Here is a 13,419-nt window from a genome sequence, read left to right as displayed (position 1 = left end):
CACAAACTCAGGCTTGAATAGCGACAGGATACAAGGCCAACTCGACCAGATTCTGGATATAGTGTTCATCTGGAATCCGGTTGAAAAAAATGATCTGGTAATGAATCGGGCCGTATAAGGTATCCAGCATCAAATCAAAAGGATAATCCGCGCGGATTTCTCCCCGTTCAATCGCTTGCTGAATCAGTTGATGAGTCTGTTGCCGACGTGGCAAGAGATATTGCTGAAAGAACTCACCTGCCAGTTCACGGTGATTGGCAATCACCACCAGCAAAGCCCGCCCCACCGGATGATTCAGTGCCTGAGATAAAGAACCAAGTTGTTGAATAAGATTACTTTTCAGGCTTTTAGAGGCATCCAGCTCAAATACCGAAGCTGTATGCTGTTTGAAAGTGTCCAGCACCAGTTCCGATTTATGTTTCCACCATCGATAAATCGTGGACTTGCCTACGCCGGCACGTGCCGCCACATCTTCAATCGTCAGCTGATGATATTCACATTCTGCCAGCGCATCTGCGACTGCCTGTAAAATGCACTGCTGTCGCCGGGAACTTTTTTCGTCACTGCTCATATTTTTCTACTTAACTTTTAATATTTAAAAATCGAAACGATACGTATCGTTTTATATTAGAGTAAAAAATGGCAAAGCTCCAGCAAAAAACTGAAATTGAATCAAAAAAAAGACCTCCTGAGGAAGGTCTTTTCTCAATCACGATTTAAATTAACTCTGTGCAGTCTTTTTATAAATGCTGCATGAAGGATGATGATTTTCTTGCAAACGCGCGACTTTACGCTGTTCTGCTGCTTCAAAACGGCAACGTTTCCAGTCATTGTCTAGGTTCAAAGCTGGAATCTGTTTTGGTTTACCATTTTCATCCACCGCGACCATGGTGAAATAACAGCTATTGGTATGACGTACCGTTCTCTTTTGAATATTCTGGGCTTCTACCCGAATCCCGATTTCCATCGAGGTACGGCCAACATGGTTCACACTGGCCAGAAATGTAACCAGTTCACCGACGTGAATCGGCTCTTTAAAATTCACCTTGTCTACAGATAAGGTCACGACATAACTACCCGAATAGCGACTTGCACACGCATACGCCACCTGATCCAATAATTTCAGAATGGTTCCACCATGAACATTTCCTGAAAAATTTGCCATATCTGGCGTCATGAGAACTGACATCGTTAACTCTGACTGGTCATCCGACACTGCTGCAATTTGATCTAAAGGGGCCATCGTTTTCTTTGAACTCTTTGAATGACAAGGTTATCGTTTATTATTATAGCGTTTTTAGCATGAATAAAATGTTCAATTCGGCAAATGAAGCATCACAATTATTGATATAGAAAATGTATTCATACAGAAAAAAATATATTTAATTGCTTAAAATCTCAGTTAGAAAGTTAAGTGCCAATAAATCAACACTTATTTATCTGGGGTTGATCACACAGCAACTGAGAATTTTTCACTGTTTTAAGCTCTGAACAAAAATAATTCAGGAAAATAAAAAGGCTCTGTGTGATTTAAAGCATCACTGGCCTGAGCATTTCCTGCGCCACGTTCTGATAACTTAAAATTTGTTGACCATCCAAGGTCGTTTCAACGGTAAAAGAACCATCCTGATGGGTCGCGGTCACTGTAAAAATATAGTGTTCGAATTGTGCCAGTTTGACCTGCTGTCCAATTTTAATATGCATCATGATGTCTACATCTGTGTAGTGATCTTTTCAAACTGCATTCTGGCATGAACACAGATGCTTTTGAATATTTGATCAACTTAAGTATACGAATAATAATATTAAAATTTTAATTTAGGACGAATAAGGCTTATTATTTAAAACAATATACTTATAATTCAATTTGTTATATTTAAAATTAATTTTATCTTTTGCGATAATTCTGATTGACTGATACACATAGGCAATTATCTTATCTTTTATAACAATCAGTTAAGCGTCATAGCCGATGATCTTTCATTCTCTTGATTGGATATCCTTATACCGCAGTCCTACGATATAGGAATAAACAGAAAATTCAAAAAAAAGATTTATTGAGCTTGATGTTCATGTACCACAAACTGTGGAATCCGATGTCCTTGAGCATAATCATGTTTTTGGTAGGCTTGTGAAATTTCCATCAACTTTAACTGGGTCGCCTCGGCACCAGCCTGCATGGTAAGTTCCCTGCCACGGACATCAAAGATATGGCCTTTTTCACGTAAGTCCGGCTGAATCACCACATCTGCATGCTTTAATTCTTCATGTGCCAGATGTTGCTGCATAATATTAATGTTCTGATTAAACAGTCCCCAGACATTGGTGGTTTCCGTGTGAATGGGCTGTGCCAGAATATCCACCGCAATCACAATATCGGCTCCTAGCTCACGTGCCACATCAACCGGCACCGGACTGACCAGACCACCATCTACATATTCTTTACCTTGAATGATGGTCGGAATGAACATACTCGGAATCGAGACTGAAGCACGTACCGCCTGTCCGGTATTGCCATGGTTAAAGACGACTTTCTTGCCTTCTTTCAGCGCGGTTGCTACCACAAACATCGGGATTTTCATGGCTTCAAGCGGGGTTTGATCGACTTGCAAGTTGACATAGTCCTCAACTTTCTTGCCATCAAAAAAACCTTTTCTGGCCAGCTTGATATCACGGACATCATTCGGTCGCATGTTGAGAGCAATATTGCGCAGTTCAATCGCCGGTTTGCCACTTGCATAAATGGATCCCACAATACTGCCCGCACTGGTTCCGACAATAAAATCTGGTTGAATACCCGCCTGTTCCAGTACTTCCAACGCACCAATATGCGCATAGCCACGCGCACCGCCACTGCCCAGAACTAAAGCAACTACCGGACGTTGCTGGGTTTGCTTGATCTTTTGAAAATCAATTTGATTCGGACGTGCCTGAGCTTCTCCGCGTTGTGCAGCAGGTTGTAGATGACTAGTCGCCGCTTGGGCTGTCATTGGGGTCGTTTGGCAAGCACTTAGGCCAAATGTACCCAGTATCACCATACTCAACACATATTTCTGCATGCAGAGAATGTCCTCATTAATCTAAAGCAGCATAGTGTATAAACACATGCATAAATAGTCTGTAGAATTTCGTAAAACTGTCATACAGTTCAGCTACTTTATCTTCATTTTTCCCATAACTGTATGCCTTCAATCTCACTGTACCGGATTTTCCTGATTTTCCTGCAACTGGGCTGCATTTCATTTGGTGGTCCAGCGGCGCATCTGGTGTTTTTTCACCGAAAATTTGTGACCCAACTGCAATGGTTGAATGACACCCAGTACAGTCAACTGGTCGCTTTGGCGCAACTTTTACCCGGGCCGAGCAGCAGTCAGGTGGGGCTGTCGATCGGTTATCTGCAACGGGGCTATACTGGTGCCGTGATCGCATGGTTGGGTTTTACCCTGCCCTCAATGATTCTGATGACCTTGGTGGCGCTCTTGGGTCAAAGCTATTTTCATATTTTAAACTCAAACAGCTTTCATACCATCCAGTTAATTGTATTTTCTGTAATCGCCTGGGCATTCTGGCAAATGCTGAGAAGCTTCTGTAAATCAGCTTGGCAATATGCTGTCTTAATCCTCTCTGTCATATTGTTGATGGTGGTTTCAGTGAGTTTTAATCAGATTCTGGTGATTATGCTGGGCGCAATCTGTGGACTCATGGCTGGACATTTTTCCTCATCAGATTCGAAACCCAAAGAAATTAACAAAACGGCAATCAGCTCGCCGTATATTCGATCTGCCGCTGCACCCTATTGGTTACTGGCATTTATCTTGCCGTTTGTTCTGCTCCCCTTAGCTGGAAAATTATGGGGTGAATCGGAGCTGCAATTTTTTTCCAATTTCTATCAAACCGGTTCATTGGTATTTGGTGGTGGTCATGTGATTCTGCCTTTGCTATATCAGGACTTTGTCACAACCGGTTTAGTCAGTGCCCAATCTTTTGATCTTGGCTATGCATTTGCCCAGCTAATGCCGGGACCTTTATTCAGTTTTGCCAGTTATATTGGTGCTTTGCTGCCTTGGACGCCTTATGCCTGGCTGAATACATTGTTAGCGACCTGTGCAATCTTCTTACCTTCATTTTTCTTGATCTTTGCCACCTTGCCTTACTGGTCGTGGTTGATGCAGCAGCGCCATATTCATCAGGCGGTGATGGGCATCAATGCTGCAGTAGTGGGACTGTTACTGTATTTATTGCTGGATCTTTCACAACGCTATTTTAACCTGAGTTCGATATAAAAAAAGAGTAGAAAAAAAGCCCTGTTTTTGTAACATATTGGTTCTCAAGACAAAATGTTATAAAACAAGGCTTCTCAATGGATCATATTACCGAATTATTTTGTATTTTGGATGATTTCTGCAAAAAATTTAATGAATCTTTAGAGAAAGCTTTAATTTCTAATCAAAAAACCAGGTTGAAAAAGTCAGCTTTAAGCTTGTCTGAAGCAATGACCATTGTCATTTTATTTCATCAATCCGGTTTTAGATTCTTCAAATATTTTTATTGCCAAATGATCGTTCCATTCTGGAAATCTGCTTTTCCTAAACTGCTTAGCTACAACCGATTTATTGAAATCATGCCCCGTTGTTTGCAAGCTCTGAGTAGTTTCTTCCATCAGGTGAAAGGAAAAGATACGGGAATCAGTATCATTGACTCCACTAAATTGGTAGTTTGCCATAATCTTCGGATTAAAAGGCATCGTGTATTTAAAGGCTTGGCCGGTCGTGGAAAAAGTAGTACGGGTTGGTTTTATGGTTTTAAATTACATCTCGTTATCAATAATTTAGGTGAAATTATTAATCTCAAGCTGACATCGGGAAATGTTCATGATGTTGCTATATTAGAATCTTTAACTCAAGAATTAAAAGGGATCCTACTCGGAGACAAAGGCTATTTGAGCAAAGCAAAAGCCGAAGCTTTAGCAGCAAGAGGACTGAAAATATTGACCCCATCACGTCGGAATATGAAAAATAAACCCATCCAAACTGAAGAAGAAAAACAATTACTTTGCAGAAGAGGATTGATCGAAACAGTGAATGATCAATTAAAAAATTTACATCAACTTGAACATTCACGTCATCGTTCGGTAAATAATTTCATGGTGAATATCATGGCTGCTGTAGTGGCTTATTGTTTGAACCCCAATAAGCCAACTTTCCAAAATATGCTAAAAGGTTAAGTGGATTTCATCGAACTCAGGTTATTTTAGTTATGGGTCCGACCTGGTCTTTGTTGCGGTGATGATTGCCCTGCTACGCTCAAAATTACCAGTCTGGTTCAGCCTGATTTTGGGCTTCGTGCTTTATCAAAGTTATTTAAATTTCTTCTAAAGAAAACTTTGGCACAAAAAAAGCCCCGAATGATCGGGGCTTTTTGCTTCAAGTCTTACCAGATATCTGATTTAACCTTGTCTTTAAATTTAGGATGGTTATCCAGTTTAAATTCAGGTTCTTTCACACCACGCTTCAGCTGACCGGTATAGTCTTTGAGTAGCATCAGCAGGAATGGCATCAGCAACAGGATCGCAATCAAGTTGATACTTGCCATGACACCCATGAACAGATCTGCCATATTCCAGATCAACGGCACACTGGCTATGGAACCGAAATACACCATCACCAATACAAATAAGCGGAAAATCAACATCACCCGGCTATTGTTATTGATGAACTGAACGTTTCCTTCGGCATAGGCATAGTTACCGATAATCGAGGAATAGGCAAACAGGAACAGAATCAAAGCCAGGAAGTCATCGCCCCAGGCACCAATCTGGCTTTCAAGCGCCATCTGGGTCAAGGTCACGCCTTCAAAGCCTGCATTTTCATACAGACCCGAAACCAGAATAATAATCGCGGTACATGAACACACCACAAAGGTATCTACAAATACTCCGAGCATCTGTACCAGACCCTGGTTGACCGGATGTTTGACATCGGAAGCTGCAGCAGCATTCGGTGCCGAACCCATCCCTGCCTCGTTAGAGAACAGACCACGCTTGATGCCCATCATCATCGCCATAGATACCATGGCGCCAAAGAATCCACCAGCGGCGGCTTCAAATTCAAAGGCTTTACTGAAAATGAGCTGGAAGATGGATGGGAGCAGATCGTAATTGATGACTGCAATATACAAAGCTACCGCCAGATAAAGCACAGCCATAAACGGTACAAAGCTTTCAGCAACTTTTGCAATCCGTTTAATTCCGCCAAAAATGATCACCGCAGTCATCAAGACCAGAAACAATCCGACCCAGGAAATTTCCAGATTCAGGCCGCCTAATGGCAAGATCAGATTCGCCTGATCCCAGCCCCAGGCATGAGAAGTCGCTCCAGTAATGGCATTGGCCTGAACTGCATTGAAGACAAAACCATAAGTCGTGATCAATGCAATCGCAAAGACAATCCCGAGCCATTTCTGTTTTAGACCCTGAGTAATGTAATACGCGGGGCCACCACGGAATTGCTGGTTTTTATGATCGCGCACCTTAAACAATTGCGCCAATGAGGATTCCACCAAAGCAGAGCTCATACCTAGAAATGCAGTAATCCACATCCAGAACACCGCGCCCGGCCCGCCAATCGCAATCGCAATGGCGACACCCGCGACATTGCCCACACCGACCCGGCTTGCCAGTCCAGTGACAAAGGCCTGAAATGGGGTAATGCCGTGCGTATCCTGAACCTTGCCACGGCTATTTTTCATGACTTTCATGCTGTGCCAGAACAAACGAATTTGTACTGCACCCGTCATGATCGTGTAGAAAATACCGACTGCGACCAGAAACACCACCAGAAAATCCCATAAAGGGCCATTCAGGGCATTAATCCAGCCGAGTAAGGTTTCATTTAACTGATCATTCATGTCACATCCTTATGAGCCTATGACTCATCGTATCAGGCATAAAAATTATGCAAAAAACTTCAAAATCATCTGAATAACAGTAGCATTGATTAAGTCAACGAAGAACGCACCACATAATGGAACAATCAGGAAGGCCTTATGCGACGCACCATACATATTGGTAATCGCCTGCATATTGGCAACCGCTGTTGGCGTTGCGCCCATACCGAAACCACAATGACCTGCTGCAAGTACCGCAGCATCGTAGTTTTTGCCCATGATGCGGAAAGTGACGAAAGCTGCATACAAAGCCATGGTGATGGTTTGCGCACCCAGAATCACCATGAGTGGTCCTGCAAGGTCAGCTAATTGCCATAATTTCAATGATAACAATGCCATCGCCAAGTACAGCGACAATGAAGCATTACCGAACACATCAATCGCGCGATCGAAAATCTGAACTTTGAAAATACCTTCCAGTACATTACGCAGAATGACACCACCCGCCAATGCCCAGACAAATGTTGGCAGTTCAAACGCAGTACCTTTACTGAAACCCGTCATAAACTCTGCAAAAGCCAAACAACCTGCGAACAGGCCCAAGGTCGTGATTGCATTATCAGCGGTAATTAAACGCACCTGATGCGGATATTCAAACGGTACATATTCGTTGGTCGTGCTATCCATTGGTGTATTGTCACGCTTTTCGATCTGCTGATCGGTACGTGCAGTAGCCAGGTTATGACGATTGATCAGTAATTTGGCCAAAGGTCCACCAATGATCCCGCCGATGATCAGACCGAAAGTCGCACTGGCCATACCCAGTGCCAAAGCACCCTGAATGCCATGTTCAACTTCAAAAATCTCCCCCCATGCACCCGCAGTACCATGACCGCCGGTTAAGGTAACTGAACCTGCAATCAGGCCAATCAGTGGGTCAATACCAAGCAGTGTTGCCAGACTCATACCGACTGCATTTTGCAAAACAATAAAAATCGATATAGCAAACAGGAAAATTACCAGACCGACACCGCCTTCACGCAACTTGGAAAAGTTGGCACTCAGACCGATCGAGGCAAAGAAGATCAGCATAAAACTGGTTTGTAGCTCTGAACTGGTGGTGATGCTGTATCCCCACAGTGAATGCACCAGTAATGAGATAATCGCAGCAACCAAACCGCCTGCAACCGGCTCAGGAATATTGTAGCGCTTTAAAAAATCGATTTTATTAACCAGGAATCGGCCGAGTAACAAAACAATGACTGCGGCAATCAAGGTATAAAATGCGTTAAAAGTAAAATCCATAATTTTTTGCCCAAGATGATTTTGAATTTTTTATTTTTCTAAAAGTGATGGAGTGCGCTAGATTTCTAGCTCGCTCATTAGATGTTCATCTGGAAATATCCTGATTTGATCTATCACCTTTAGAAAAACAAACCGATTTATCATCTCTTTCAAACTTATGAATATCATCATCACGATCATATTCAACAAATGAGAGATTTATAAAAGCAACACCTTTTCTATTCCGATACTCAGTCTGTTGTAAAATTGCAGACAATTTTCAAACAGATGCGCATGCTGGTAAAAAAACTGTGTTTTAAGCTCAAAAAAAACATTCAGTGCTTGATGAGTGCTTTCAACCTAAAGACTTCATTCAAGCCATCTGGAATCGCGTTATTTAAAACAGATCTTAATCACGAAATGCATGAATTAAGATGAAAAGTCGTACATTATGCTGTTTCTTCGTATCAGGTTTTATTTCTTTTTATTAGCAATAGTTAATTTACCTATAAAAAATAATTATAAATTCTCATTTTTATATGAAGATTAATCTATATTTTAATTCAAAAAAAATATTAATCTTTTACTCGACACAAAATGAAACAGGGATCTTGAAATTAAATTATCTTGATTTTCAGTCAAAATAAACCAGTTCTCTGTGTGAAATTGTTATTGTTGAATGGTTCAATCACTTGGTTTTTAAGCCATTTTTTAAATCAAAGACCAACTTTATGACTAAATCCATTGCTATCACTTAGGCGATTTATGCTCAGCTAAAAGAATGCGAAATTTCATTATTCAAGTCATTTTGCTGATAAATTGTTTTTTCAGCTGGCGAAGAATTAAATTTTCCTATCCCCCGTTCTGTTTGTTTAGTTTATAGTCATTGCAAACTCAATAAGGATATTCGACTGGACCCCATAATGGATCAAAATCTTGTTCATGCTGTAGATCACACCATCACTTCTCGCCATTCAGTGCGTGCTTTTTTAAATACCCCCGTTAGTACAGACACCTTAAAAGAGATTTTGACGGTTGCCAGCCGCGCACCCTCAGGAACCAATACCCAACCCTGGAAGGTATATGTGGTAACAGGTAAAAAGCGCGATGAACTTGTGCAACGTGTCTGTCAGGCACAAATGCAAATCTATACAAATCCTGAATTGTCGCAGCAGTATCAGGAAACCTTTGCCTACTATCCTGAACAATGGATCTCGCCATTTATTGAACGTCGTCGTGAAAATGGCTGGGGTTTATATGGCTTGCTGAATATTCAAAAAGGCGAAAAGGAAAAAATGGCGCGTCAGCAGCTGCGTAATTTTGAATTATTTGATGCCCCTGTCGGCTTATTTTTTACTGTACATCGGTCTTTGGCGATTGGGTCCAAAATGGATATTTCCATGATGATCCAGAATGTCATGCTAGCCGCAAAAGCCCGTGGTCTGGACACCTGCCCACAGGCAGCCTGGAATCACTTTCACCCGATCGTGCTTGATCTGGTCGGCGCACCCGATGATGAAGAGCTGGTCTGCGGTATGGCACTGGGTTATGCCGACCCAGAGCAAATTATTAACAGCTTTATTACCCCGCGCGTTCCCGTAGAAGAATTTGCCGTGTTTATCGATGAGTGATGCAAGCAGGGCTAAGCCAACTTGCTTAGCCCTCTGTCCAGACCAGTATTTTTATTATCTGAGAGGCAGCCAGCATCTATGCATTTTTTAGGCTGGGCATGTTGATTTTAAAGATCGCCCAAGCGGAAATCCCTATAAAAACCAGCATGATCAATGCCATATTCAGTAAAGCATGCCAGATCAGAAAATTCAGTAATATACCGCCCAATAAACCACAGACAAATTGCATACTGCCCATAATGGCACTTGCAGTTCCTGCCCGCTCGCCCTGTTCAGCCATTGCTAAAGCCATGGCATTCGGACCAGTAAACCCGATAGATGCCACCACAATAAACATGCCTAACAATACCCAGAACACAGAATCGACGTCCAGACAGCCCAGCAAGATTAACCCTAATACACCGGCAAACTGCAGACAGGTGCCGATTTTCAAGCGCTGTAATATCGAGAATGGCCCAGCCAGACGTTTATTCAAGGTCGAAAACAGCATGATCCCGAAGGCATTGGCACCAAAGGCATAAGCAAACTGCTGCTCAGTCAGCTGATAACGATCCATCAGAATGGTAGAAGAAGCACTGATATAACAGAACATCACTGCACCGGAAAAACAGCCAGCATAGAGCGGGCGTCGAAAGCTTGGATCCTGAAAAATAGTACGGTACAAACTTAATACCTGCTGAAAGTTCAGCTTGAGACGACGTTCTGGCTCCAGGGTTTCTTTAAATAGAAAATGTACACAGGCCAGACTCAACAGACCGCAGCCCATCAGCACCAAGAAGATCACATTCCATTCATAAAACATCAATACCCAGGCCCCCAGACTCGGAGCGATGATTGGTGCAATCGCAGTCACAATCATCATGCTGGCAAAGGCCTGAGCTGCTGAATGCATATCCAGGCGATCACGAATTGCAGCACGTGCCATGACCACCCCGACACAGCCACCTAAGGCTTGCAGAATCCGTGCAGCGATCAGACTCCATTCATCCTGCGCAAAGACACACAGCAAACTTGCCACAATGTATAAACACAGCCCAAAATACAGTGGCGGTTTACGCCCAATCCGGTCACTGATCGGACCATAAATCAGTTGCCCGATCGCCAGACCGAAGAAATAAGCCGGCAAGCTATTGGAAACCATCTGGGTGCTGACACCAAAATCTGCTGCCATGGCCGGCAAGGCCGAAAGATACATATCAATGGATAAAGGCCCGAGTGCACTCAGTGTTGCCAGCAAAATAATCCAGGACATGGCATAAGGTTGTTGTACTATTTTATTCGATGTCATAAGCATGAAGATTTAAAGCGCTAATATGCAGACAAATTAACACAGTGCATAGTATGATTTAGCCTGAAATGAAGATTTATAAATATACTATTTTCATTAGCCTATTCAGATTCAGCTCTAAGACTGCAGTATAAAGGACGACCTTTGAAATCTTGGCTCACTCGTCTCAAGCAAACCACCTATAACACGACCTTGATGTATAACCTGCGCATGATGACGGCATTTGCAGGTACCGCCTTTGTTCCCTATTTTATGGGACAACAATTGATGACGATCCCATTGACTTTAGGGGTGGTCGCAGCCGGTTTAAGCGATATTGATGACCGCTTTTCGGTGCGGATTTTAAATCTGCTCTACACCTACATTGGCTTCTTTATTACGGCAGTAGGCGTATATCTGCTTTTTCCTTATCCCTTGCTGTTTGCCTTGGCCTTAATTGTGTCCTGTATTGCCCTGATTTTGCTGGGTTCACTAGGGCGACGCTATGCCACGATTTCCTACGGCTGTCTGGTGATTTCCGTTTATTCCATGCTCGGGGTGGAGCTGTTTGATGAATGGTATAAACAGGCTGGTTTATTGGTCATCGGCGCGATGTGGTACGGTCTGCTGTCGACCATCAGTTTCCTGATTTTCCCTGCCCGGTTGGCGCAAGACAAGCTTGCCATTTCCTATTCTGCGCTCGGTAACTTTTTATATGCTAAGTCCAATCTGTTTGATGTGGACATGACGCCGAAAAGCTATCAGCAGAGCATGATTGAACTCTCGCTTGAAAACGGCAAACTGATTGCGATTTTTAATGAAATGAAAACGGCTCTCCTGACCCGCCTGAAAGGCGACCGTGGGCAAAAAGACACCCGTCGCAGCCTGCAATATTATTTTGTGGCGCAGGATATTCATGAACGTGCCGATTCAGCGCATATTGATTATCAGAAACTGGCCAAGATTTTCCAGCATAGCGATATCCTGTTCCGCTTCCAGCGCATCATGTCAATTCAGGGCAAAGCCTGTAAGGACCTGAGTGAAAGTTTGCTGATGCGCAAACCTTATGTACATAACCAGCGCTTCAAGCATGCGTTTGACAACCTGAGACAGTCTCTGGATAAGTTACGTCAGGAGCAGCATTATGATCAGGTCTGGATCAGTGCCCTGTTTGCGCTGTTTCAAAACCTGAAATCGATTGATGCCCAGTTACGCAACCTGGAAACCGAGCAGAATATCAAGTCCGAGCGTTTCAAACATATCGAGAACCAGCTTAGAGATGATGACCTGAAAGGCTGGGATGACATCAAGATTAGGATTAAGCAGCATCTGACCCCAGAATCGGTGCTGTTCCGGCATGCCATTCGCCTGTCGATTGTGCTGCTGATCAGCTATATTTTTGTACAGGTCAGCAATATTGAATATGGTTACTGGATTTTATTGACCGCACTCTTTGTCAGCCAGCCCAACTTTAACGCCACCAAACGGCGTTTACGTCTGCGTATTATCGGTACGTTGGTCGGTATTATCCTCGGTTATGCCATTTTATATTTTGTGCCGTCCATCGAAGGACAATTATTGCTTCTGGTACTGAGTGGGATTCTGTTCTTTGAATTGCGCAGTAAACAGTATGCACAGGCCACCGCCTTTATCACAATTTTAGCCCTGATCAACTTCAACCTGGACGGTATGGGCTATGCCGCGGCCATCCCGCGTATGATCGACACCTTGATTGGCTGTGCGATTGCCTGGTTCGGCGTCAGTTTTATTTTTCCAGACTGGAAGTTCCGGCGTTTGCCGCGCAGTATCAAACGCAGCTTGCAGGCAGAAGCAGATTATTTGAGTGAAGTAATCAAGCAGTATAAATCGGGACGTAATAATGGCCTGAAATATCGGATTGTGCGCCGTGCGGCCCATAATACCGATGCCGAGGTGGCTTCACTAATTTCGACACTGGCCACTGAACCGGATATTGATCCGGTACAAAAATCGCTAGCCTTTGAGTTCCTTTGTCTGAACCATACTTTTATCAGTTATATTGCTGCACTGGGCGCACACCGGGAAAAAATTGAAGATCAGGACATTCTGAATTTACTGGACAAAGCTCTCGAGAACATTCGTGGTGCATTGTTACGAGATGAAATGCCCGATTTAAGTGCGCAAAATATGATTCCCCATATTCGACAGCGCTTGGCTCAAGATCAGGAGCAAGATCAGAAATCCCTGATCATTTTGCAGCAGCTGTCTTTAATGTTCAGTATTTTAAAGCAGTTGAGCCAACTGAAACAAAGTTTGAGCCATGAGCGTGATGAACAGGCAACTGAATTAGGTTCATTATAATTTGGCTGATTT

At 43.1% G+C, this 13,419-nt stretch carries 10 protein-coding genes and 2 pseudogenes; 5 read left to right on the top strand and 7 right to left on the bottom strand.

What is annotated here, in order from left to right:
• Positions 1-7: 7 nt before the first annotated feature.
• From ACO1B7_RS10800 to ACO1B7_RS10785, 4 genes are all read right to left on the bottom strand, one after another.
• A complete protein-coding gene (locus ACO1B7_RS10800; protein ID WP_253174384.1) occupies positions 8-571 on the bottom strand; it encodes a TetR/AcrR family transcriptional regulator in 564 nt (187 codons plus the stop codon).
• A 150-nt stretch (positions 572-721) separates the two neighbouring features.
• Positions 722-1,243 (bottom strand): acyl-CoA thioesterase, encoded by a 522-nt coding sequence (locus ACO1B7_RS10795; protein ID WP_004280680.1) that lies wholly within the window; start codon positions 1,241-1,243, stop codon positions 722-724.
• 287 nt (positions 1,244-1,530) lie between these two features.
• Positions 1,531-1,707: a hypothetical protein gene (locus ACO1B7_RS10790; RefSeq protein ID WP_004731959.1), complete on the bottom strand. Its 177-nt coding sequence runs from the start codon at positions 1,705-1,707 to the stop codon at positions 1,531-1,533.
• A 347-nt stretch (positions 1,708-2,054) separates the two neighbouring features.
• Positions 2,055-3,059 carry a patatin-like phospholipase family protein gene (locus ACO1B7_RS10785; protein WP_423090189.1) on the bottom strand — a complete coding sequence of 335 codons (1,005 nt, stop codon included), beginning with the start codon at positions 3,057-3,059 and terminating at the stop codon, positions 2,055-2,057.
• Positions 3,060-3,182: 123 nt separating this feature from the next.
• On the opposite strand from ACO1B7_RS10785, the pseudogene chrA reads away from it, so the two are divergent.
• The 3 genes and pseudogenes from chrA to ACO1B7_RS10770 form a co-directional block, all read left to right on the top strand.
• Positions 3,183-4,277: pseudogene (gene chrA / locus ACO1B7_RS10780) on the top strand (chromate efflux transporter); the annotation flags it as partial.
• 83 nt (positions 4,278-4,360) lie between these two features.
• A complete protein-coding gene (locus tag ACO1B7_RS10775; RefSeq protein WP_004679438.1) occupies positions 4,361-5,224 on the top strand; it encodes an IS982 family transposase in 864 nt (287 codons plus the stop codon).
• Between the two features lie 22 nt (positions 5,225-5,246).
• Positions 5,247-5,375, top strand: a pseudogene (locus tag ACO1B7_RS10770) (chromate efflux transporter); the annotation flags it as partial.
• Between the two features lie 55 nt (positions 5,376-5,430).
• Here the strand turns inward: ACO1B7_RS10770 and ACO1B7_RS10765 are convergent.
• Both ACO1B7_RS10765 and gltS read right to left on the bottom strand, forming a co-directional pair.
• Positions 5,431-6,906, bottom strand: coding sequence for an alanine/glycine:cation symporter family protein (locus tag ACO1B7_RS10765; protein WP_423090188.1), 1,476 nt, complete (start codon positions 6,904-6,906; stop codon positions 5,431-5,433).
• Between the two features lie 45 nt (positions 6,907-6,951).
• Positions 6,952-8,190, bottom strand: coding sequence for a sodium/glutamate symporter (gltS, locus tag ACO1B7_RS10760; protein ID WP_004280690.1), 1,239 nt, complete (start codon positions 8,188-8,190; stop codon positions 6,952-6,954).
• A gap of 902 nt (positions 8,191-9,092) precedes the next feature.
• On the opposite strand from gltS, the gene ACO1B7_RS10755 reads away from it, so the two are divergent.
• A complete protein-coding gene (locus ACO1B7_RS10755) occupies positions 9,093-9,800 on the top strand; it encodes a nitroreductase (RefSeq protein ID WP_423090187.1) in 708 nt (235 codons plus the stop codon).
• A 76-nt stretch (positions 9,801-9,876) separates the two neighbouring features.
• Here ACO1B7_RS10755 and ACO1B7_RS10750 read toward each other — a convergent pair whose 3' ends face one another.
• A complete protein-coding gene (locus ACO1B7_RS10750) occupies positions 9,877-11,094 on the bottom strand; it encodes a multidrug effflux MFS transporter (protein WP_423090186.1) in 1,218 nt (405 codons plus the stop codon).
• 138 nt (positions 11,095-11,232) lie between these two features.
• Here ACO1B7_RS10750 and yccS point away from each other — a divergent pair, with 138 nt between their 5' ends.
• Positions 11,233-13,407 (top strand): YccS family putative transporter, encoded by a 2,175-nt coding sequence (gene yccS, locus ACO1B7_RS10745; protein WP_423090185.1) that lies wholly within the window; start codon positions 11,233-11,235, stop codon positions 13,405-13,407.
• Positions 13,408-13,419 lie beyond the last annotated feature (12 nt).

Origin of the sequence: Acinetobacter lwoffii (assembly GCF_049367455.1) — a bacterium.
In the GTDB taxonomy this organism is placed as follows: Bacteria; Pseudomonadota; Gammaproteobacteria; order Pseudomonadales; family Moraxellaceae; genus Acinetobacter; species Acinetobacter lwoffii_W.
The sequence above is the reverse complement of the archived record's forward strand: the minus strand, read 5'-3'. Positions and strand labels throughout refer to the sequence as shown.

Coding starts and splice junctions, on each gene's coding strand:
- ACO1B7_RS10800 (WP_253174384.1), bottom strand. CDS start 571: ATGAGCAGTGACGAAAAAAGTTCCCGGCGACAGCAGTGCATTTTACAG.
- ACO1B7_RS10795 (WP_004280680.1), bottom strand. CDS start 1,243: ATGGCCCCTTTAGATCAAATTGCAGCAGTGTCGGATGACCAGTCAGAG.
- ACO1B7_RS10790 (WP_004731959.1), bottom strand. CDS start 1,707: ATGATGCATATTAAAATTGGACAGCAGGTCAAACTGGCACAATTCGAA.
- ACO1B7_RS10785 (WP_423090189.1), bottom strand. CDS start 3,059: ATGCAGAAATATGTGTTGAGTATGGTGATACTGGGTACATTTGGCCTA.
- ACO1B7_RS10775 (WP_004679438.1), top strand. CDS start 4,361: ATGGATCATATTACCGAATTATTTTGTATTTTGGATGATTTCTGCAAA.
- ACO1B7_RS10765 (WP_423090188.1), bottom strand. CDS start 6,906: ATGAATGATCAGTTAAATGAAACCTTACTCGGCTGGATTAATGCCCTG.
- gltS (WP_004280690.1), bottom strand. CDS start 8,190: ATGGATTTTACTTTTAACGCATTTTATACCTTGATTGCCGCAGTCATT.
- ACO1B7_RS10755 (WP_423090187.1), top strand. CDS start 9,093: ATGGATCAAAATCTTGTTCATGCTGTAGATCACACCATCACTTCTCGC.
- ACO1B7_RS10750 (WP_423090186.1), bottom strand. CDS start 11,094: ATGCTTATGACATCGAATAAAATAGTACAACAACCTTATGCCATGTCC.